This window comes from Opitutus terrae PB90-1, assembly GCF_000019965.1.
Classification (GTDB): Bacteria; Verrucomicrobiota; Verrucomicrobiia; order Opitutales; family Opitutaceae; genus Opitutus; species Opitutus terrae.
The window spans coordinates 568,941-590,501 of sequence record NC_010571.1; the positions used below are offsets into that span (position 1 = coordinate 568,941).

The window sequence follows — 21,561 nt, forward strand, 5'->3', positions numbered from 1 at the left end:
CGAACGGAGATAGTCCCAAGCCACTGCCCGCGAATCACGCGAAGGGTCGCGAATTCCGATCGGGATTGGGTGGGAAAGTTGGCGTTCATTCGCGGGAGACCATTGATCATCGGTCGCATTCGCCCATGACGAAGTCGAGCGAGCCGAGGATCGCGACCACGTCCGAGATGAGCACGCCCTGACAGAGCTTCGGGACCAGCGACAGGTTGCAGAACGAGGGCGAGCGGATTTTCAGGCGGTAAGGCACGCCACCACCTTTGCTGACGATGTAGAAACCAAGGATCCCCTTCGGATTCTCCGCTTCGAAGTAGACCTCGCCCGCCGGCATCTGGGGCCCTTCCGTGACCAGCATGAACTGCTGGATCAGCTCCTCCATCGAGCTCAGCACCTTGCCCTTCGGCGGCAGGAAAACCTTCTTCGCCTCCGTCGCATACCAGTCGCCGCCGGGGAAATTCTTGATCACCTGCCGGATGATCCGCACCGACTGCCGCATCTCCTCGCCGCGGACCAGATAACGGTCGTAGCAGTCGCCTTTCGTGCCGACCGGCACGTCGAACTCATACTGCTCGTAGCCCGAGTAGGGCCGGTCCTTGCGGAGATCCGTCGCGATGCCGCTGCCGCGCGCGTTCGGGCCGGTGATGCCGTAGGCGATCGCGTCCTCCTTCGAGATCACGCCGACGCCGACGGTGCGATCGAGGAAGATCTTGTTGCGCGTGAGCAGCGAGAGAATCTCTTCCAACGCCGGCAGGAACTTGTCGCAGAAGGTGCCCACGTTCTCCAGCCAGCCCGGCGGCACGTCGCGCGTGACGCCACCGATGCGCGTGTAGCTGGTCGTGAAGCGCGCGCCCGTTAGATCCTCGAAGAGATTGTAGAGAAACTCGCGTTGGTTGAGCGACAACACCAGCACGGTCCAAGCTCCGACATCGAGGCCGAATGCGCCGAGGCCCATCAGGTGCGACGAGATACGCGCCAGCTCCGCCGTGATCACGCGGATCGCCTGGCAGCGCGGCGGCACTGTGAGGCCCGCGAGCTTCTCGACGGCGATAACGTAAGCCATGTTGTTGGCCAGCGGCGCGAGGTAGTCCAACCGGTCCGTGTACGGCACGAACTGGTTGTAAGTCATGTTCTCGGCGATCTTCTCGTCGCCACGATGCAGGTAACCGATAATCGGATCCGCCTTCGTCAGGATCTCGCCCTCGAGCTCCATCTGGATCCGCAGCACGCCGTGCGTCGACGGATGCGACGGGCCCATCGACAGCGACATGCGGTCGCCGCTGAACTCGCCGCCCTCGTCGGGCGGGCCGGAACGCACCGGCGTGCCGCCGCCGGCCTGCTGGGCGGTGGCGATGCGTGCGGCGCTGTCGGGAACGGTAAATTCAGTGGCCATCGTTCGCGGCGATCAGGATTTCTGTCCCAGTTTCGGCTTCTTCTCGTTCCACGACTCGTCCTTCGCTCGTGGCTCGGCTTCGGTGAGATTGATCTGCCCCACTTGGGCGACGAACGGTCCACCCATCATCGGCGCCTGAATCACCGGCGTCCCGGTCACTGCGGAGATCTCCGGATCAGGCAACGCCGTCTCCACGCCCGCCAAGGGGAACTCCTTGCGCAAGGGCCAGCCGGGATACCCCTCCCACATCAGGATGCGGCGCAGATCGGGATGCCCCTCGAACTTGATCCCGAACATGTCGTAGCATTCGCGCTCGTGCCAGTTGGCCGCCGGCCAGAGGCTCACGATGCTCGGCGCCACGGGAGCAACATCGTCGGCGCAGTCCGCCGCCACGCGCACATAGTCGTGATGCGTCGTCGAGTAGACGTGATAGACGACGGTGAACCGGGGCGAGCTGGTCTCGGACCAGTCGATCGCGGTGACGTCCATCAACACGTCGTAACCGTGCTCGTCGCGCAGCGTTTTCAGCGCCGCGACCAGTTCGGTCACCGCCACGTTCACGGCCGGGTGATCCGCGCTCGCACGGTCGGTCACAGCGGGGAACTTTTGCTTCAGCGCGGCGGCAGCAATGGTCGCGGTCATGCGAAAGAGAATCCGGAGCAGCGGCTAGACGGTGGCTTTGAAGAGGTTTTGACCCGCGCGTTCTGTGCGGATCTTGGCCTGCAATTTCATCAGCGCGTCGAGAATCCCTTCCGGGCGCGGCGGGCAACCGCTGATGTAAACGTCCACCGGCAGGATCCGGTCGACGCCCTGCATGTGCGCGTAGCTGCGGTACATCCCGCCGGAGCTGGCGCAGGCGCCCATCGCGATCACCCATTTTGGCGACATCATCTGGTCGTAGATGCGGCGGATCTGCGGCGCCATCTTGTACGTGACGCTGCCCGCCACGATCATGCAGTCGGATTGCCGCGGCGAGAAGCGCATGACCTCGGCCCCGAATCGCGCAATGTCGAACCGGCCGTTGCCGACCTGCATCAGCTCGATCGCGCAGCAGGCCAGTCCCATGGGCATCGGCCACATTGAATTCGTCCGGATCCAGTTGATCACCGCATCGGCTTTGGAAACGACGATGCCGCCTTCGATGGCGCTGCTGTAGGTGAGATCGGTGTTGGAGGAGACCATGTGTGTGGTGGATCCCGGACAAAAATCCTGCTCAGGGTTGGCCGCCCGGTTCTGTCGCGCAAGACGGTTTTGGAAAAAGTTGATCTGCTGCGTGCATCAGGGTGGCGCCTGCCGGCACCGATTCCTGGCCGCCCGTGTCTTCGCTGCGAGGTGCCAGCTGGTCACCGTTCCCAAACGAGAGCCACGCTGCAGTTTGTAGCGTTCGCAACCGCCGCCCATGCTGTCCGTCAATCCACCGCGCTGCCCGCGGTCGGCTCACTCCGGCGGAGAGCGAAACGCCACTTTCTCATTAAACTCGCTTGTTGCCCTTATGAAACGATTCCTTGGCTCCGCCCGCCTGCTCTGCGCCACCAGTCTCGCGCTGCTGGTACTGCTCACCGCCAGTCACGCCGCCCCGGCAGTGCTGCAGCCGCTCAAGGCGTCCGGTATTTACGACCTCGGCGAGAAGGCGGGCTGGACCGTGACAATGCCGGCGGACGCCACGCTCCCGACCGGCGGCTACAACTACACGATTAAGAAAAACGACACGACGACACTCGCCTCGGGCCCGCTCGACCCAAGCGGCGGTCCGGTCGAGATCGCGGTCACGTTGAACGAGCCCGCGATGCTTTTCGCCGAAGTCACCTCGGCCGCGGGCGAAGCCGATCGCGCCATCGCGGGCGCCGCGGTCGCGCCGACGCAGTTGCAGCCGGTGGTGGCGCGTCCGGCGGATTTCGATGCGTTCTGGACGTGGATGATCCAGGTGTTGCACCGGATCCCGGTCGAACCCGCGCTGAAAAACGGCGAGAGCGGCCGCGACGGCGTCGAGTACGCGACGATTCGGATGAACAACATCGACGGCTCGCACGTCTACGGGCAGCTGGCGAAGCCTGCGCGCGAAGGGAAGTTTCCCGCCCTGCTGATGCTCCAGTGGGCCGGCGGACCTTATCCGCTGCAAAAGCCCTGGGTGGTCGATCACGCCGCCGAAGGCTGGCTGGCGTTGAACATCGAGCCGCACGACGTCCCCGGCGACATGCCCAAGGAGTTTTACGACGCGCTGCCGGCGATGATCAAAAGCTACAACACGATCTACAACGACAGCCGCGATCGGAACTATTTTCTCCGGATGTATCTCGGCGCCTATCGCGCCGTCGATTACCTCGCCGGTCGCCCGGATTGGGACGGTCGCACTCTCCTCGTCACCGGCACCAGCATGGGAGGACAGCAAAGCCTCGCGGTCGCCGGCCTGCATCCCCAAATCACGCACGTGATCGTACACGTGCCCGCCGGCGCCGATGCGAACGCGGCGCTGCACGGCCGCTCCGAAGGTTATCCGAACTGGGACCGCACCAACCCGAAGGTGATGGAAACCGCGCGTTATTTCGACACGGTCAACTTCGCCCCGCACATCAAGGCGCGCAGCCTCGTCTCCCTGGGTTTTCTCGATCGCGTGTGTCCGCCCGCCGGCATCTGGACCGCCTTCAATTTGATCGCCGGGCCCAAGGAAGTCGTGCCGCTCGTCGAGGCCGCGCACAACCACCAATCGACGCCGGAGCAGCAGCGCGCCTACTACGATCGCTCGAAGGCATGGATGGACGCGCTGGTCAAAGGCCAGGAGCCTTGAGCTGCGCGGCGGTCAGGGTGGAGCGCGTTGCCGGCAACGCGTTTTCCGCTAGCCGCAGCAAGCTGGGCAACCCGGTCGCAACCTGTCGGAAAGCCGTTCGTCAAAGGGTTTTTTCGTGCAAGTTCGGGCCGAGCCGCGGAGACTCACCGCCATGAGTCTGGCGCATCGGCCCTCCCCTTCGGTCGTGGTTGCCGGGCTGCTCGCGGTCGTGCTGTGCGTCGGCGGCTGCGGCCGGCCCGCCGCGCCGCGCGCGAGTGATGCCCGCTCGGCCGCTGCGCCACGCCCGGTGACAGACCTGAACGCTTTCCTGCCGCAGCCGATCGGCGCCGCGATCGGCCGGCCACCGTGGATCGGCCATGTCAATACGGTCGACCTCGATCGCGACGGACTGCTCGACGTGATCTTCTGCGAATCGCAGGAAAACCAGGTGTTGTGGATCCGGCAGTCGCCGCGCGGCGTGTTCACCGAAAAACTCCTCGCCTCGGACATGAGCGCGCCGGTGCACGTCGAAAGCGCGGACATGGACGGCGACGGCGATCTCGATGTGATCGTCTCGAGCATGGGCGTGGTTTTCCCCGACAACGACCGGATCGGCACCGTGTTCGTGCTGGAAAACGATGGCCGGCAGAATTTCACGCCGCATGCCGTGCTCGAGCACACCGCGCGCGTGGTCGACGCCCGCGCCGCCGACCTCAACCGCGACGGGAAAATGGACCTCGTGCTCGGGCAGTTCGGCTACGATCAGGGCGAAATCAGCTGGCTCGAGCGCACCGGTCCGTGGGAGTTCCAGCGACACGTGCTGCTCGATCTCTCCGGCGCGATCAATGTCTGCGTCGACGACTACAATGCGGACGGCCACCTCGATATCGTGGCGCTCATCTCGCAGCAGTGGGAGGAGATCTACTATTTCGAGGGCGACGGCCGCGGCGGTTTCAGCACGAAGCGCATGTGGGGCTCGACCAACGAGGACTACGGCAGCAGCGGACTCACGTCGGCGGATCTGAATCGCGACGGCCGGCCCGATCTCGTTTACACGAACGGCGACGGCTTCGGCCCCGCCGCCACGCCTGGGCCGCGGCCGTGGCACGGCGTGCAGTGGTTCGAGAACAAGGGCGACGGCAACTTCCGCTTTCACCGGATCGCCAACTACCAGGGCGCGTACAGCCCGATCGTCGCCGACGTCGACGGTGATGGCGCCATGGATATCGTGGCGTCGTCGGCCTACGCCGATTGGAACAACACGAATCGCAGCGTCGTTTCGCTTGTCTGGTTCCGCAACGACGGCCGGATGAACTTCGAGCCGCGCATCCTGGCGAAGGAGCCGAAGGATCTGATCACACTCGCCGCGGGCGATTTCGACGGCAACGGCCAGGTGTCGCTCGTGACCGGCGGGTTCTACATTTATCCGCCCTACGATTCGATGGGTCGCATTGTCCTGTGGCGGAAGCAGCCGCAGCCCACCCGATGAAAACAAAACTCTGGATCGTGTTCGCCGTCCTGCTGCTGGCGGGGCTCGGCGTCGGTGGCTGGTGGTGGGTGCGCGCGGGCGCGGAGCAGGCGGTCGTCGCCACGGCACTGCCCGCGTTGCCCGATCTCACCAACGTTCTCGATCCGCTCCGCGAACGCATCGCGTCGGCCGACGCGCGAGCCACCTCCCGGTTCAGCGCGCGCACGGGTCTGGCGGAACTGAGCCGGCTCTATCACGCGAATGGTTTCCTCGAGGAAGCAATGCGCTGCTACGACGGACTCGAGCAGCTCGAGCCCAACGAACCGCGCTGGCCGCATTTGCACGCGACGATCGTCGCCGGCTATGGGGAGGTCGACCGCGCGCTGACGCTCTGGCGGCGGGTCGAGGCGCTCGCCCCCGATTACATCCCCGCGCGACTGCGCATCGCCGACTGCGAGCTCAAGGCCGACCGGCCGACGAAAGCCGCCGCGGAATATGCCGAGGTGCGGAAGATCCGGCCGGATGATCGCTATGCGCTGCTGGGCCTTGCCCGGATCGACTATGACGCTAGCCGTTGGGAGCAGGCGCGGGAAAAACTCGAAGCGCTCGTCGCGCAGACGAATTTCGAACTGGGTTATGATTTGATCGTCAGCGTTTATGAAAAGCTCGGACAGCACGAGCGCGCCGAGTCGATTCGCGGCGCCGCGAAAGCCTTCGGCACGTATCGCGATCCGCCGGACCCGTGGGTCGACGAGCTGATGGCGGAGTGCTACGATCCCTACCGGCTCTCGCTCACGGCGGGCGTGCTCGCGCGCAGCGGCGGCCAGGACAAGGCGCTGCAGTTGCTCGAGCGGGCGGTGGAGCTCGCGCCGGCGGATATTTCCTCGCGGTTTCAGCTCGGCAACCTGCACGTCGAGATGGGCAATTTCTCGGCTGGCCGCGAAGCGCTGGAGACGTGCACGCGGCTCGCGCCGGAGTTTTCTGACGGCTGGGCGCGATTGAGCGCGCTGCAGGCACAGCTCGGTGAAATGTCCGCGGCCGAGCGCACGCTCGCGACCGGTCTGCAGAACTGCCCCCAGTCGCCGGCGCTACACTTGATGCGCGCGCGCAATCTCCGGCAGGCCGGTCGGACAGACGAGGCGATCAACGAGTACATGATTTCCATCCGGCTGCGGCCGAACGAGCCCGAGCCCTATATGGAGCTTGGCAACACGCTCATCGCCGCGGGGCGGGAGGAGGAAGGCGTCGAGCAAATCCGAGCCGCTCTGGTGGCCGAGCCGGCGGACCCGATGGCGCTCAGCGTGCTGGCGTTTCGCGCGATCCAGCTCCGCGACGAGGCAGAGGCGCAGCAATGGATGACCCGCGTGGAGAATCAGCCCCGCGTGAAGCCCGAGCAGCGCCAGCACCTGCGGGACCTCTATCGCCAGCAATTCGGCCACGATTTTCCATCAAGGGGTCAGGCCGCTAATCGTTAAGTCGATCTCGGCGGGTCGCCAGATAGACCCGGACAGAGCTGGCGCTGCCCATCTTGAGTTGCTCGGCGATCCAAGAGGTGGGAGCTCCTCGTTCGCGTCTCAATCGGCGAGCGATTGCCACCTTCCAAGGGGCGCTCTTGGCGTCACGTTCCACATCATCCGCCGTCTTACCCACGTTAGCCAGGGCATCGCTCAACCCCTGCTGCCAACGCGCCGTTTGCATTTCACGCAGTTCGTCACGCGGAAGCCCGGGCGCCAGTGCCAGATGAGCGAAGTCCTTTGCTACTGCGCGGCGCCAGGCCAAAGAGCCAATCGCCCAGCCGCGAGACATTTCGGTGAATCCCATCCGCTCCTGCGCGATGCGATCGCCCGCCAGATCGACCAAATGACGAACGTAGTCCCGCCAGTGCTCGGGAGTTTCCTCGTATCCGTTCGCGGCCAGCCAGTCGCGCGCGACCAACCACGCGGGCCGTGCGGGCTTCAGGAAACGCGCCAAACTGCTCCAACGAAATGCCGCAACCTGCCCCGCAGCGACAATTCCCGCTCGTACCGGATTGAGGTGAATGTAGTCCACGACTCGAGCCAGCGACGCGGCATCTTCGACGAGCAAAGCTTGGTATCGACCTTGGAAAAGATGCCCGCGTTCTGAACGGAAACGATTGAACCGCGTCGCGAAAGTCGTCTGCAGCCAGTGCATTCCCTCCACGAGATTCGCTTCCGGCGTCTCAAGGGCGAGGTGGTAGTGGTTGCGCATGATTGCGAATGCGTGCAAGCGCCACCGGTACTGCTCACACGCCTCCGCCAGCGTCGCCTCGAACGACTGCGCCGTTGCGGGTGTCTCAAACACATCTCGTCGGTAGTTGCCGCGGTTGATAACGTGGTAGATCGCACCTTCGTACTGGACTCGCAATCGCCTCGCCATGCCGCCATTACGCTGATGATGTGGGAGCTGTCAATTAACGACTAGCGGCCTGACCCCATTCCGCGCTCCCCATTCCGCGCTAGCGTGGGGCTTCGATGGTGAGCGTCGCACTCACGTCACGCACAGCGTGCTCGGTCGTGCGGCCGGACGGCCAGCGGATATGGATGCGGCGCGGCGGATTCGTTGCAGGATAGCCAAAGAAACACGCGGCGCTCGATTGTGAGGAGTAGCCGGCGCCCGCCTGAATCTCGGTCGTCTGGTTGGAGCCATCCGCCAGCTCGAGCACAACCCGCGCGCCGATTGCATCCGGATTACCCGCGGCACCGCGCAGCGCGACCCGCAGCGACTTGCGGCCTACGACGCCCGGATTCCGAAACGCGAGGGCGGTGTCGTTATTGCGCGAGATGAGAAAATCCGGCCAGCCGTCCTCGTTCAGGTCGAGCGTCACCAGCGCCTTCGCGTCGCCAGGAACGAGCAGCCGGCTCTCCGCCGGCGGCACGAGCGTGAATCCGCCGCGGCCGTCGCCGCGCAACAGCTGGCTCACGCCGCCGTCGAAATGCCCGACCAACGGCACCGGCGCATAGGAGTTCTGCACCCCGTAGAGATCAGCCTTGCCGTCCCCATCGAAATCCCCTGCCGCCATGCCCTGCAGCGGCGCGATCTGCGCGAGTCGCGGCAGCGGCGAGAACACGAATCGACCGTCCGGCTGGCTGAGGAACACTCCACTGCGCAGCTCTGTCGCGGCGAACCGCTGCGCCGTCGCGAGCCGGTCCTCGCCGAGGATTTGGTCGAGCGTCGCGCGCGCATAGAGATCCTGCTTTGGGATCCGTCGCAGCAGCGTCGGGGTTTGCGCGCCGAGTTCCTTGCGCACACGACGCGGATACAGCCGGTCGCCTTCGTAATACGCCTCTACCAGCTGCGGTTCCGCACGGTCGGCAAACCGGCCGAAGAAAATCAGCGCCGGCTGCTGCAGGCTCGCCTGGTATTGCGTGTTCAGCCCCACGTTGCCCGCAGCGTAGTCGAGCCGCCCATCGCCGTTGAAATCCGCCGCCGCGAGCGAGGTCCACCAGCCTGTCCCCGCCGCCGCAAAACCTGCCTCAACCGAGCGGTCCTCAAAACGCCGACCTTGGTCGTTCCGCCAAAACCGAACCCCGCCCCACTCCAGCGCGACAAGCAGGTCGATCCACCCGTCGCCGTCCACGTCGCTCCACAGCGCGGAGCTGACCATCCCGATTTCGCGCAGTCCGGGCGCGAGCGCGTCAGTCACGTTTTCGAACCGAACTTCGCCGCCCGTGCTGTGGTTCGCGAGCAGTGCGCTCTGCGGCGCGAGCGGATAGTGACCGGGAATCACCCGCCCGCCGATAAACACATCGAGCCGTCCGTCCCGATCGAAATCGGCCGCCGCCGCCGCACCCGCACTGATCGGCAGCGCTGGCAAAGCCGCGGGATCGGCGGCAGCAAACCGCGCCTGCCCATCGTTGAGTAGCAGCGTCGGCTGATAACCGGCCGCGCCCGCCGGCAGGTTGTTGCCCGCTCGCGTGAGCAGCACGTCGCTGTCGCCATCGCCGTCCACATCAAATGCCAGGACCGGGCCATCGTCGGCCGCGCCCGCTTTTGCCGCGAGCGGCTGCGGCAGCGTGTAGCGTTGGGCTGTCGTGCGCGCCATGACCCGCGCCGGGTCGAGCGTCGTGCCGCCGAGCAGCACGTCGTCCTGTGCGTCACCGTCGAGATCCGCGACCACGAGCGCGGGCCCACGCCGATTGAAACGCGTCGGGATCAACGGCTGTGATTCGCGTTCGTCGACGGGTTCCTCACGTGAGCGAACCGCGAGGCCCGCTGCGGCTGAAACCTCGCTAAATCCGTAGGGCGGCCGCTCGCCGGCAGCCGGAAGCCTTGCTCGTTGTTCGCGGCCGGCGGCAAGCGCCGGCCCTACGACTACACCAGCGCCCGGCTCGGTGATCGTGAACCGCTGATCCACCGGCAGATCCTCAAACACCTGCGTCGCCCCGCTCGGCCACGCGACCATGAGCCGACGAATGCGTGCCGCGTCGCCCAATCCGAAGTGAACGACCGGTTCGCTGCTCGAGAGATAGCCGCGTGCGAGCACAAGCTCCCGGACCTGCACGCCCGCGTCGGTCTCGAGCCGCACGTTGGCCCCGACGCCAAATCGATTCGAGCGGGTGCCGCGCAGCGCAATCACCACGCGATGGCCCGTGGTCGAGTCGTTCCGCGCCACGGTCGCACTGCTCTGGTAGTTGCCGAACACCGGATCGAGATCCCCGTCTCCATCGAGATCGCCAAAAGCGGAGCCGAAACTCACGCCTTTGTGGTCCAGCCCCCACGCCACGCCGACGTTCTCAAACGCGACCTCGCCCAGGTTCCGGTAGGCGCGATTTGCTTCCGCGAGCACCGGGCTGGCGCGGATGATTCGCCGTGATTCGTTCACGTTCTCCGCCGCCATCGTGCGCTCGAGCAGATCGACGTTGTGATACTCGCGGACCATGCCGTTGGTGACGTGCAGGTCGAGCCGGCCGTCGTTGTCGAGGTCCTCGAGCCGCGGCGACCAGGTCCAGTCCGTCGCCGGAAATCCCGCGAGAAACACCGCCTCGCGCATCCGTCCAAGCCCGGTGTTCAGATAAAGCGCGTTGCGCAGATACTGCGGCGTGGCGGTGACGTTTTCGTTGTTGTCCTTGATCAGCGTGCGCGAGCTCGCCATCCCGCGGTGATCCTTTTCGTGGGTCGAACCGGCCATGTCGGCGACGAAGAAGTCGAACAATCCATCGTTATCGACGTCGCCGAAGTCCGCGCCCATCGCGTAATACGGCGTGTGCGGCACGACGTCGCCGAGCCGGTTGGTAAATCCCGCGGCCGCGGGATCGCCGTTGTTGTGGTAGAGCGAATCAGGCACGCCGTAGTCGTTCGCCACGTAAAGATCGGGCCAGCCGTCCTGATCGTAGTCCCACCATGTAGCCGAGTGGCCCGAGCTCTCGCCGCGAATCCCGGCGCGCTCCGTCACGTTCTCGAAGGTGCCATTACCCTTGTTGTGGAACAGGTAGTCGCGCTGGCCGTTCGGATGCGCGGTCGCGCTGAGCATGTTCGTCTGCACGTAGACGTCGAGCCAGCCATCGCGGTCGTAATCGCAGAACGCCCCCATGCCGCTCGCATCCGTGACCGCCAGCCCGCGCGCCGCCGCCTCTTCCTTGAACGTGCCGTCGCCCTGATTGATGTAGAGCAGATTGGGCGCCGCGAACCGGCAGAGATACAGATCGAGCCGGCCGTCGTTGTTCACGTCGGCAAACGTCGCGCCCTGCGTCCACGGATTCGCGCCCGCACTGTCGCTGCCGACGAGCCGCTTTGCCCAGGCCAGACCTTCATCGAGCACCCCGCCGCCGCCCGCAAGTCCCGCCTTCTCCGTCACGTCCTCGAACTTCCAGTCGCCAAGATTGCGAAATAGCCGCGACGCGTCGGCTTTGCTCACGATGAACAAATCGGGCCGGCCGTCGTTGTCGTAGTCGCCAATCGCCACGCCGGTGCCCATCGCACCAAACGTGAGTTCCTGATACAGTTCGCCCCACATCCGCGGATCCGCGTAACGGTTTTCCGCCACGACGCCGGTTTGCTCCGGCGCGAGCGTGGTGAACAACGTTCGTCCGCCCGGCTGCGAGCGTGGCGCAAGCGGCACCGCAGTGATCTCGGGTGCAGCTTCGGCATGGGCAAACGATCCGCCGACGAACGCCGCGGCCGCACTCAACAACACTGAAAGCGCAATGCCGCCTCGGGTAGAGCGCGCCCTCAACGCGCTTCTCCTTCGATTGGCGCGCCAGCGAAAGCACGGATCGCCTGGCAGCTGTCGCGGGTAAACTGGAGGTTGCTCGCTCACGGCGCCGAGATCGTGAGTGTGGTTGCGCCGGGTTCAACCTCGTGCGTCGAACTCGCGCCCGACGGCCACCGGACTTGCACCCGTCGCAGCGGTTGGTCGTCAGGAGAAGCAAGGAACAGCGTCGCGGTGGACTGGCTCAGCCAGCCTTCGCCCGCATGCACCTCGGCGATCTGCCGTGCACCCTTCGCGAGCTCCGCGGTCACGCGCGCGCCAATCGCCGCAGGATTTCCGACAGGACCGCGAAGGCGCACTGCGATGGCATGCCGACCGCCGACTGAGCTATTGCGAAAGGCCAGCGTCGCCGTGTTGTTCCGGGTAATCAGAAAATCCGGCCGGCCACCGCCCCGCAGGCCGATCAGCGCGAGCGCTTTCGCGTCGCCCGGCACGATGAGCCCGCTCTCCGCCTGCGACACCGTCACGAATCCGCCGCGCCCGTCGCCGCGCAGCAGCTGGCTCAGTCCGCCATCGAAGCGACCCACCAGCGGCACCGGCGCATAGGAGTTCTGCACGGCGTAAATGTCCGCGTGGCCGTCGCCATCGAAATCTCCGGCGACCATTCCCTGCAGCGGTGCGATCTGCGCCAGCCGCGGCAGCGGCGCAAATCGGAACCGGCCATCCGGCTGGCTGAGGAAGACACCGCTGCGCAGCTCCGTCGCGGCAAACGACCGCGCCGCCTGCAACCGCTCTTCCCCAAAGATCTCGCCGAGCGTCGCGCGAGCGTAGACGTCGTTGCGTGGAAACCGGCGCATGATCGACGGAATGCGCGTCGCAAACTCGTTCCGGCTTCGCCGCGGATAAAGCCGGCCTTCCTCGTAGTAGCCCTCCAGCAACAGCGGCGGTCCGCTTTCAGCGAACGCGCCGTAGAACAACCGCGCGGGCGCCTCCGCGGTCGCGCGATACGGCGTGTTCAGCCCGACATTGCCGACGACGTAATCGAGCCGGCCATCACCGTTGAAATCCGCGGCCGTCAGCGAGGTCCACCACCCAGCGCCGGCCGCGGCGAAGCCCAGCCGCTCCGACCCGTCGTCGAAGCGCCGGCCTGCGTCGTTGCGGAAACATTTCACGGGGCCCCAGTCGAGCGCGACCAACAGGTCGATCCAGCCATCGTCATCGACATCCGTCGCCAGCGCCGAGGTCACCATTCCGATCTCCTTCAGCCCCGGCGCCCACGCGTCGGTCACGTCAGCGAAGCCCTGCCAGCCCCCGCCGACGCTGCCCCGATTGCGCAGTAACGCACTCTGCGGAGTCAGCGGATACTGTCCGGGAATCGATCGCGCGCCGAGAAACACATCGAGTTGCCCGTCGCGATCGAAATCAGCGGCCACCGCGGCGCCGGCGTTGATCGGCAGCACGGGCAGCGCGGTAGCGTCTGCCGCGAGGAAAACGCCCTGACCGTTGTTCAGCAACAGCCGCGGCTGGTAATCCGCCGCACCGGCCGGACGCGTCGTGCCCGACCTCGTGAGCAGAAGATCGTTCGCGCCATCGCCATTCACATCGATCGCGAGCACGGGCCCGTCGACGAGCGGTGGGGGCGCAGCGATGTTTGCTGTTTTCGCTTCAACGAACTTTCCGTCCGCGCCACCCACGAGCAGCCGCGCAGCGTCGCGCGTGGTGCCGCCAAGCACCACATCGTCGCGCCCGTCGCCGGTCAGGTCGGCGACCGCGAGCGACGGACCGCGCCGGTTCAGCCGCAGCGGCAGAAACGGCTGTTCCGAGGTGACTGGGATCGTTTCTTCGCGGGCTTCGAGCGCGAAGCCGATCTCGGCGGAGACGTCAGCAAAAGTCTTGTCCGTTTTCGCCTGGCTCGTTGAGTCCGGACCGATGTCGGCGACCCCGGCTACGACGTCCGCCGGTTCCGTGATCGTCAGTCGCTGATCCGCCTTCACCCTTTCAAACCTCTGCACAGCTCCACTGGGCCAGTTCACGGTTAGCCGCTGAACGATCGCGTCGTCGCCTAATCCGAAATGCAGGATCGGTTCGCTACTGGAGTTGTAGCCGCGCGCGAGCACGAGTTGCCGCACCTGCCGGCCCGCGGCGGTCTCGATCTGCACGACGGCGCCGACGCCGAATCGATTCGAACGCGTGCCGCGAAGCGCGACAATCAAACGATGCCCATCGGCGCTGTCGTTGCGCAACACCGACGGGCCCTCGAGATAATTGCCGTAAACCAGGTCGAGATCGCCGTCGCCATCGAAGTCGGCCAACACCGATCCGAAGCTCACTCCTTTGCGGTCGAGCCCCCACTCCGGCCCGACCGGCACGAACTGCAGATCACCGAGATTGCGGAACGCGAGGTTCGTTTCGACGAGCACCGGACTCGCTTTCATCACACGGGCACCTTCGGCCAGGCTCTCGCTCGCGGACATCCGCTGGTTCAGGTCAACGTTGTGCAGCTCACGAACCATCCCGTTGGTGACGTACAGGTCGAGCCGGCCATCGTTGTCGAGATCCTCGAACCGCGGCGACCAGGTCCAGTCCGTCGCCTCGAGGCCCGCGAGATGCGCCGCCTCGAGCATCCGGCCCGTGCCCGTGTTTACATAGAGCACGTTCCGCATGGTTTGCGGGGCCCCCGCCGCACTTTCGTCCATGCCCGTGAGCAGCGAGCGGATTTTCGCCATGCCGCGCATGTCGGCGGCATGCGAGGTGGTCGCCATGTCTGCGACGAACAGGTCGAGCCTACCGTCGTTGTTCACGTCGCCGAGATCCGAGCCCATCGAGGAGTGCGGCGTGTGCGGCACGACCGCGTCGAGCCGGTTGGTGAACGTGCCGTCGCGGTTGTTGTGATAGAGCGAGTCCGGTACCGCGAAGTCGTTCGCGACATAGAGGTCGGGCCAGCCGTCCTGGTCGTAGTCCCACCACGTCGCCGAATGCGCCTGATTCTCGCCGATGATTCCCGCGCGCTCCGTCACATCGACGAATTTTCCGTCGCCCGCATTGTGGAACAGATAGTCGCGCTGTCCGCTGGGCTTCGTCTGTCCGTCGAGGATGTTCGTGTAGACATACACATCGAGCCAGCCGTCGCGGTCGTAATCGCAGAACGCTGCCATGCCGCTCGCGTCGACGATCGCCAGCCCGCGCGCCGCCGCTTCCTCCTTGAACGTGCCGTCGCGCTGGTTGACGTAGAGGAGATTCGGCGCGTTGAACCGGCACACGTAGAGATCGAGCCAGCCGTCGTTGTTCACATCCGCCCACGTCGCGCCCTGCTTCCATGCCTCGTCCGGAGGCGCATCGCCCTGGCCGACGCTGCGCTTCAACCAAGCGACCCCTTCCGCCAGCACGCTTTTGGGCGGCAGCAGCCCGGCGCGTTCGGTCACGTCCTCGAATTTCCAGCCGCCGAGGTTGCGAAACAGCTTCGAAGTCTCCGTCTTGCTGACGACGAACAGGTCAGGCCGGCCATCGTTGTCGTAATCGCCGACCGCGACGCCGGTGCCGACCGCGCCGAACTTGAATTCCTCGCGGCGTTCCCACCACATCTTCGGATCGGCGTAGTTGTTCGCCACCACCACTCCGGTCTGCTCCGGCGGGAGCGAGGCGAACATCGTGCCGCCGCGCGGTCCCGAGCGCGGTGCGAGTGGTTCGGCGATCGGTTCGGTGGTGGCTGCACGCACCCCGGACACCGCGGCGATCAAGACGATCAGCCGGCCCGCGTCGGAGAGACGGCGGGCAACAACACGGGCGCGATCGGGGTAACTCGCGAAGGCAGGCATCGCGACGGAAAGCACGGAGTTCCGGCCGGTGAGTCAAGGCCGCGCCAAACGGCGCGCGGTGCCGGTCGGCCAGCGGTTCGGTGGCCTACGGCACATCCATGGCGGAAAAGCCGGTTTGATTCGCTCCGGCTCCCCGACTCAGCCGTACCTCGTTCAGTAGAGTTGATCGAGACGCGTCTCGAATTCGGCATGCTTGGCCGTGTCACCGATTTTCGCCGCCATTTCGCTGCCGCGCTCCAGGGCACGTTCCAGCAACTCTGGCCGCTGGATCTCGCGATAAGCCTCGGCGAGCAGGATGTAGGCCTCGAGATCGCGCGGCGCGAGCCGGAGATAACGTTCCAGCCACTCGACCACCTGGCCATATTGGGCGCGCCGCGCTGCGAGCAACGCCCCTTCGTGCAGCAGGGGCGCGAACTGCGGCGAAACCTCGAGCCCCGCGCGATAGCGTCGATCGGCCTCTTCGAATTTGCGTTCATCACGGGCGCGATTCCCGAGTTCGTGATGCAGTGCCGCGTAGAGCAGCCGCGAGCCGGGCTCGTCGGGCCGGAGTTCAAACAATGCGAGAATGTGCCGTTGCGCCGCGGCGACGTCGCCATTGTCCAGCTCGAGGCCGCCCAGCATGACGAGCGCTTCCGGGTAATCCGGCCGCAGGGTCAGGGCCCGCTGTACCGCCACCTGCGCGGCTTCGCGCTGGCGCAGGGCCATCAGGCAAAAAGCCAGGTTGTACTGCGCCTCGACGAGCGTCGGGTTGAGCCGCAGCGCCTCGCGCAGCGCCGCCAGCGCGGTTTCGTTCTCCCGGGCGTCCCGCCATGCGTAACCCACCGCCGCGTGCAACCCGGCGTGTTCGGGCCAGCAGGCCAGCGCCGCCTGCGCAATCGCCACGGCCTCGAGCGGCTTGTGCTCCTGGCAGAGCACGCGCGCCAGCGCGATCGGCACCATCGGCTCGTCGGGACACTCCACCAACGCCTGTTCGAGCACGGTGCGCGCATCGCGAATCCGCTCGCTGCTCACCAGCAGCTGCGCCAGCGCCGACCGCGGAGTGGGATCCGCCGGGCTCAACGAGGTCGCGCGCCGCAGCAGCGATTCGGCGAGGTCCAGTCGTTTCTCCGCGGCGAAACGCTGCGCGGCACGTTGGAGCCGGTTCGGTTCATAGCAATGCTCGAGCAACTCCTCCATCCACGGATCCGGCATGCCCAGTCGCCGGTCCGCTCGCTCCAGCAGCCGCTGCTCTTGCTGGGCGCGAACCGGATCGCCTGCAGCCGCATGCAACTGCGCGAGGAGTTCGTGCAGTTCCCGAATGCCAGGATTATCGCGGGCGAGCACGATCAAGCTTGGTCGCGGATCGGTGCGCCGGCCGTGCCGCGCCTCGAAGGCGATCACCGCGAACCGTGTCCGCACTTCGCCCGGAGCCACGAGGCTCGCCTGCTGAAAACAGCGCTGCGCGCGGCCGAACAGTTTCTGTTCGAGCATCAGGTCACCGAGTCGCAGCCAGGCCGGCGCGTAGTCCGGTGCGAGCGCGACCGTCATCTCGAGCGCCTGCTCGACGCGATCCCGATCGCCCGCGCGCCGGTGCAGCTCGGCGAGCAGATAAGGCCAGCGCGCCTCCTTCGGCTGCAATCGCCGCAGGGCGTGCAGCAACCGCTCGGCTTCGCTCCCGAAGCCATTCGCGACATAGAGCATGGCGAGCTGGCCCAACGGCTTCACCGGGTCGCGCGATGCGCGCACGGCCGCAGCCGCCTCCTGCACGGCAGCCACCATCTCGGCCGGCCAGCGAATCAAATTCGGAGTCGGCGGCAGGGCCGCCCACGCCCGCGCCGCACGCGATTGCTCGCGCCAGAGCCGGAACGCCGCGGTGCCCGCGACCGCCGTCGCGGCGACCAGCACAAGGCCGAGGATGAGTTGCCGGCGGGTCATGGGAGGGGTGGCGCCGTGCGCCGCCAAAGCGTCACCCGCGTCATGCGGGCGAACGGCGGATACGCGTGAAACGCACCGGTGACCAGCATCGGCACACCATTACCTTCGAGGTCACCCGCCACCAGGCAGATCAAGCGCGACGGATCGCGCGCCAATGGTTCCGCGCGAAAATGCTGTTGTCCGTCGTTGAGCCACGCGGTGAGCCACACCGAGGCCGGGTCAAGCGCATGATTGATCGCCGACACGCTCACGACGTCGACATCGCCATCGCCGTCCACATCCACGGCGATGGGACTGAAACAGCCGGGCGCCGCACCGAGGCGATGAGCCTCGAACGCGCCAGCGCGGTTTTGCAGCCAATGCAGTCCGTGCCCCGGCTCGGGTTCCGGCAACCCGCCGCTGAAGCTGTTGCCGTTCGCCAGGAGAAGATCGGGGAAGCCATCGCGATTCAGATCGCAGACTTCGAGCCCACTGCCGCCCCACGCTGCATGGGTCGCGGTCCAGATCACCGTATCCGAAAACGCGTGATCCGGCGCCTGCCGGAACAGCCTGACCTGGTCCCGCTCACCGGCGAACAGCACGGCCAGGTCCAGATCCCCGTCGCCGTCATAGTCCGCCGGCGCCAGCGACACCGCTCCGGGCTGCGCCGCGAGGGCGTGACTCTCGAACTTCCAGTCGCCGCGGTTCTCGAGCCAGCGCACCTCCCCTTGGGCGAGCCCGGACTGGCCTACGATCACGTCGGGGCGACCGTCGGCGTTGACGTCGGCAGCGCGAGCGTCCGTGACGCGAGCCACGTCGCCCATCAACACCCGGTTCTGGAATTTCCCTTCGCCGAGATTTTCCAGCACCACGACCGCACCGACGCGGTCGTTGGTCGGTTCGCTCGAGCCGAGACTCGCCACCAACACATCGGGCCGCCCGTCCTGGTTGAGGTCACAGACACTGACGCGTACGGGCGCGATCACCCGGTCGCCGATGAACGTCTCCATGAAAACATCGCGTGGAGACTGGCGAATCCAACCGATGCGGTTGGCGGCAGCGTCGCAGACCAGCACGTCCGTCAGCCCATCCGCATCCAGATCCGTCAGCGCGAGGTGCGGGATCAGCGGGTGCCCCTCGACGGGCAAGCCGATCGGCACGGATAGATAAGCCACGTCGCGCGCAGATCGCTCGGCGGTAGCGGGGATCAGCGAGGACTCCGGCGGAGGGGCGGGCGGGTTGAGCAAAAGATACAACCACGCGCTGCCCGCCCCGAGCGCGAGGAGCGACAGGCAGACGAGAAACACCGTGGTTTTGGAGCGGTTGGCCATGAGCTCGTGGCCGAACAGGATGCCGGCGCCTGAGCAGTCTCGGGCGGCACCGCCGGTCCGGCCGGAAGAGTTGTCTTGTCACATCGGCACAGGGGCCGCCGCACTTCGGTGCAAACTTCGAGCGATTCTCGGCAGATTGCGGGCAACGTGCCGCTACGGGTGTGTCAGCGGGCTCCGGGCGGGCGACGTGACGCCGGCGCGGCGAATTTGCGCAGGTATTTGAGTGCAATCTCGAATTCGTGAGGCAACGGCGCCTGAAGCGTCAGCAACTCGCGAGTGGCAGGATGCCGGAAAGTGAGCTCGCTCGCGTGGAGCGCCAGTCGGTCGATGAGTGGCTTCTCCTCGTCGCGGCCCTTGTAGCGGCGTTTCAGGTCGGAAAGCAGCAGCTTGATCTCCGGGTTGCCGTAAAACGGATCGTTGAGGATCGGGGCCCCGGCCGCGGCCAGATGCACCCGGATCTGGTGGGTCCGGCCCGTCTGCGGATGACACGAGACCAGCGCGAACCGGCCAAAGCGCTCAAGCACCCGAAAATCGGTGACGCAGTCCTTGCCGCCGCGGCCTTTGAACACGCGCATCCGACCTGGCTGCCGTTCGTCCTGGCCCAAGGCCAAATCGACCTGAAACGCGTCCGGCAGCCCGCCCGCGTCGTCGCGGATCGGCTTTACCACCTTCATCGCCTCCTCCGGGGGCAGGACCACCACGAGCGAGAGATAGGTTTTCTGCACCGTTTTGGCCTGGAACTGGCCGCTGAGAAAATCCAGCGCCGGCTTCGTCTTGGCGCAAAGCAACAGCCCGCTGGTATCCGCATCGAGCCGGTGCACGTTGGCGACACCATGGCCGAAGCGCGCGTGCACGAGGCCCATCAGGTTTTCACGCTGCTTGTCCCAGCGATCGGGCGCGATCAACAGTCCGCTGGGCTTGTCGAACGCGATCATCGCATCGTCTTCAAACAGGATGGGCGGCAGCGGCATGGAACGGAGACGTTACGCATTTCCAGGGAGGTGCGAAGCGAAGAATCGCGGAAGTTAAAGGCGCCGCGCGCGAGTCAAAACGCGGTAAGCTTGTCGCCGACGCCGGAATGCGCTTGCCGCTTGGTTACCGGGAGGACTGGCTGTCGGGTGCCCCGTGTTCCGATGGCGGTCCTGCCCAAAAGCCTCTTCGTCCTCGGCACCAGCTTTCAGACGGCGCTGGCCTCGCGGCGCATCAAGCAGAAAGGCGCGATGGAGCGGGCCCAGCAGCAGCAGACCTTCCGGCGGTTGCTGCCGAAACTCGCGGCGACCCAGTTCGGTCGCGACACCGGCCTGGAGCCCGGACTCGACTACGAGAAATTCCGCGCGCGCGTCCCGCTCCGCAGTTACGAGCAATTGGCGCCGTGGATCGACCGGATGGTGCGCGGCGAAGCCGACGTGCTCTGGCCGGGGCGCTGCGCGCTCTACGTGTTGACGTCCGGCACGACAACCGGGCAGCCCCGGCGACTGCCGGTCAGCGAAGAAATGCTTACGCATTTTCGCGCGGCCACGCGCGCGGCGATGCTCTGCTACACGAGTCGCGTAGGCCACGCCGGCGTGCTGCGCGGCCGGCATCTGCTCCTGAGCGGTTCGACCGAGCTCACGCCACTCACCACCCCGCCGGTACCGCCCGCCTTCGGTGGCGATCTCGCCACGATGCTGACGCTCAGCCTGCCGCGCTGGGCCGAACAGCATTTGTATGAACCGGGGAGCGAGCTCGCGCGGCAGCCGGATTCTGCAGAAAAAATCGCTGCGATCATCGCGCGCACCCGCCGACTGGACCTTAGCCTGGTTGCGGGCCGGCCGCCGCGGTTGCTCGAGTTCGCGGAGGCGCTGGCGGAGCAACGAACCGGCACGGAGCCCGCCACCCTGCAATCGCTCTGGCCCAATCTCGAGTGCTTGGTGCTGGGCGGCACGGTGTTGAGTCCGTATCACGACGCGCTGCGACGCGCCGCGGGCGCCGGCGTACGCTTTCACGAGGTGTATGCGGCGGCCGAGGGAATGTTCGCGGCGCAGGATGGCGAACCCGCCCTGGGACTGCGGCTGCTCGCCGATCTCGGCCTGTTCTTCGAGTTTCTCCCGCTGGCGCTTTACGACGAATCGCTCCCGGCCGGACTCGGCGCGCGCGCACTGCCGCTCCACGAGGTGCGCGCCGGCGAGGACTACGTGCTGCTGCTCACCACACCCGGCGGTCTCTGCCGTTATGTCTGCGGCGATATCGTGCGCTTCCTCTCGACCGAGCCGCCGCGGCTGGTGTTCGCCGGCCGTACACGCACGCAACTCACCGCGTTCGGCGAGCACGTCGCCGAGCGCGATCTCACCGAGGCGCTGGTATCCATTTGCCAGAAACACGCCTGGAGCATCACGCACTTCCACGTGGCGCCGCTGTTCCTCCCCTCCCGCACCGGCACCAGCCGGGGCGGCCACGAATGGTGGGTGGAGCTGCGGCCCGGTACGGTCGCGACCCCGACGGGCCCGATCCTGGCCGGGCACCTCGACCAGGAACTCTGCAGCCGGCACGAAGGCTATCGCGCCAAACGCCGCAGCGGTGCGATGGAAGCCCCAGTGGTCCGGCTGGTGATGCCGGGATTTTTCGCGCACTGGCTCCAGCACCACGCGGCCCGGCTCAGCGCCACGGAGGTACCGCGCAGCCGCAGTGATCGGCGCATCGCGGACAACCTGACCGCGCTCGCCTGCTTCAATCCCGACTAGCCGGCGTCGGACGC

The 21,561-nt window shown here is 66.2% G+C and carries 13 protein-coding genes; 4 read left to right on the forward strand and 9 right to left on the reverse strand.

Annotated features, from left to right (window positions below; all coding sequences use genetic code 11):
• Positions 1-106: 106 nt before the first annotated feature.
• From nuoD to nuoB, 3 genes are read right to left on the reverse strand one after another with little or no spacing between them, the layout of a single operon-like run.
• Complete coding sequence (nuoD, locus tag OTER_RS02430) at positions 107-1,387, reverse strand: NADH dehydrogenase (quinone) subunit D (RefSeq protein ID WP_012373311.1); 1,281 nt, start codon at positions 1,385-1,387, stop codon at positions 107-109.
• A gap of 12 nt (positions 1,388-1,399) precedes the next feature.
• Positions 1,400-2,029 carry an NADH-quinone oxidoreductase subunit C gene (locus OTER_RS02435; RefSeq protein WP_012373312.1) on the reverse strand — a complete coding sequence of 210 codons (630 nt, stop codon included), beginning with the start codon at positions 2,027-2,029 and terminating at the stop codon, positions 1,400-1,402.
• Positions 2,030-2,053: 24 nt separating this feature from the next.
• Positions 2,054-2,569, reverse strand: a complete 516-nt coding sequence (gene nuoB / locus OTER_RS02440; protein WP_012373313.1) for an NADH-quinone oxidoreductase subunit NuoB — start codon at positions 2,567-2,569, stop codon at positions 2,054-2,056.
• Positions 2,570-2,879: 310 nt separating this feature from the next.
• On the opposite strand from nuoB, the gene OTER_RS23535 reads away from it, so the two are divergent.
• The 3 genes from OTER_RS23535 to OTER_RS02460 all read left to right on the forward strand — a co-directional run bounded on the left by OTER_RS23535 (position 2,880) and on the right by OTER_RS02460 (position 7,094).
• Positions 2,880-4,172 carry an acetylxylan esterase gene (locus OTER_RS23535; protein WP_012373314.1) on the forward strand — a complete coding sequence of 431 codons (1,293 nt, stop codon included), beginning with the start codon at positions 2,880-2,882 and terminating at the stop codon, positions 4,170-4,172.
• Positions 4,173-4,323: 151 nt separating this feature from the next.
• Positions 4,324-5,640, forward strand: coding sequence for an FG-GAP repeat domain-containing protein (locus OTER_RS02455; protein WP_012373315.1), 1,317 nt, complete (start codon positions 4,324-4,326; stop codon positions 5,638-5,640).
• Positions 5,637-7,094 (forward strand): tetratricopeptide repeat protein, encoded by a 1,458-nt coding sequence (locus OTER_RS02460; RefSeq protein ID WP_012373316.1) that lies wholly within the window; start codon positions 5,637-5,639, stop codon positions 7,092-7,094. The genes OTER_RS02455 and OTER_RS02460 overlap by 4 nt, the downstream gene beginning before the upstream one ends.
• Here OTER_RS02460 and OTER_RS02465 read toward each other — a convergent pair.
• The 6 genes from OTER_RS02465 to OTER_RS02490 form a co-directional block, all read right to left on the reverse strand.
• Positions 7,084-8,016 carry a transposase gene (locus OTER_RS02465; protein WP_012373317.1) on the reverse strand — a complete coding sequence of 311 codons (933 nt, stop codon included), beginning with the start codon at positions 8,014-8,016 and terminating at the stop codon, positions 7,084-7,086. The two genes, OTER_RS02460 and OTER_RS02465, sit on opposite strands and share 11 nt — an antisense overlap.
• A gap of 79 nt (positions 8,017-8,095) precedes the next feature.
• Positions 8,096-11,773 (reverse strand): CRTAC1 family protein, encoded by a 3,678-nt coding sequence (locus OTER_RS02470; protein ID WP_012373318.1) that lies wholly within the window; start codon positions 11,771-11,773, stop codon positions 8,096-8,098.
• A gap of 119 nt (positions 11,774-11,892) precedes the next feature.
• Entirely contained in the window at positions 11,893-15,603 is a 3,711-nt protein-coding gene (locus tag OTER_RS02475) for a CRTAC1 family protein (protein WP_012373319.1), read from the reverse strand.
• Positions 15,604-15,756: 153 nt separating this feature from the next.
• On the reverse strand, positions 15,757-17,517 hold the full coding sequence (locus OTER_RS02480) for a tetratricopeptide repeat protein (protein ID WP_012373320.1): 1,761 nt from the start codon (positions 17,515-17,517) through the stop codon (positions 15,757-15,759).
• A complete protein-coding gene (locus tag OTER_RS02485) occupies positions 17,514-18,827 on the reverse strand; it encodes an FG-GAP repeat domain-containing protein (protein ID WP_012373321.1) in 1,314 nt (437 codons plus the stop codon). The genes OTER_RS02480 and OTER_RS02485 overlap by 4 nt, the downstream gene beginning before the upstream one ends.
• 164 nt (positions 18,828-18,991) lie before the next feature.
• Complete coding sequence (locus tag OTER_RS02490; RefSeq protein ID WP_012373322.1) at positions 18,992-19,798, reverse strand: RluA family pseudouridine synthase; 807 nt, start codon at positions 19,796-19,798, stop codon at positions 18,992-18,994.
• Between the two features lie 162 nt (positions 19,799-19,960).
• Between OTER_RS02490 and OTER_RS02495 the strand changes: the two genes are divergently transcribed.
• Positions 19,961-21,547: a GH3 family acyl-acid amido synthetase gene (locus OTER_RS02495; protein ID WP_012373323.1), complete on the forward strand. Its 1,587-nt coding sequence runs from the start codon at positions 19,961-19,963 to the stop codon at positions 21,545-21,547.
• Positions 21,548-21,561 lie beyond the last annotated feature (14 nt).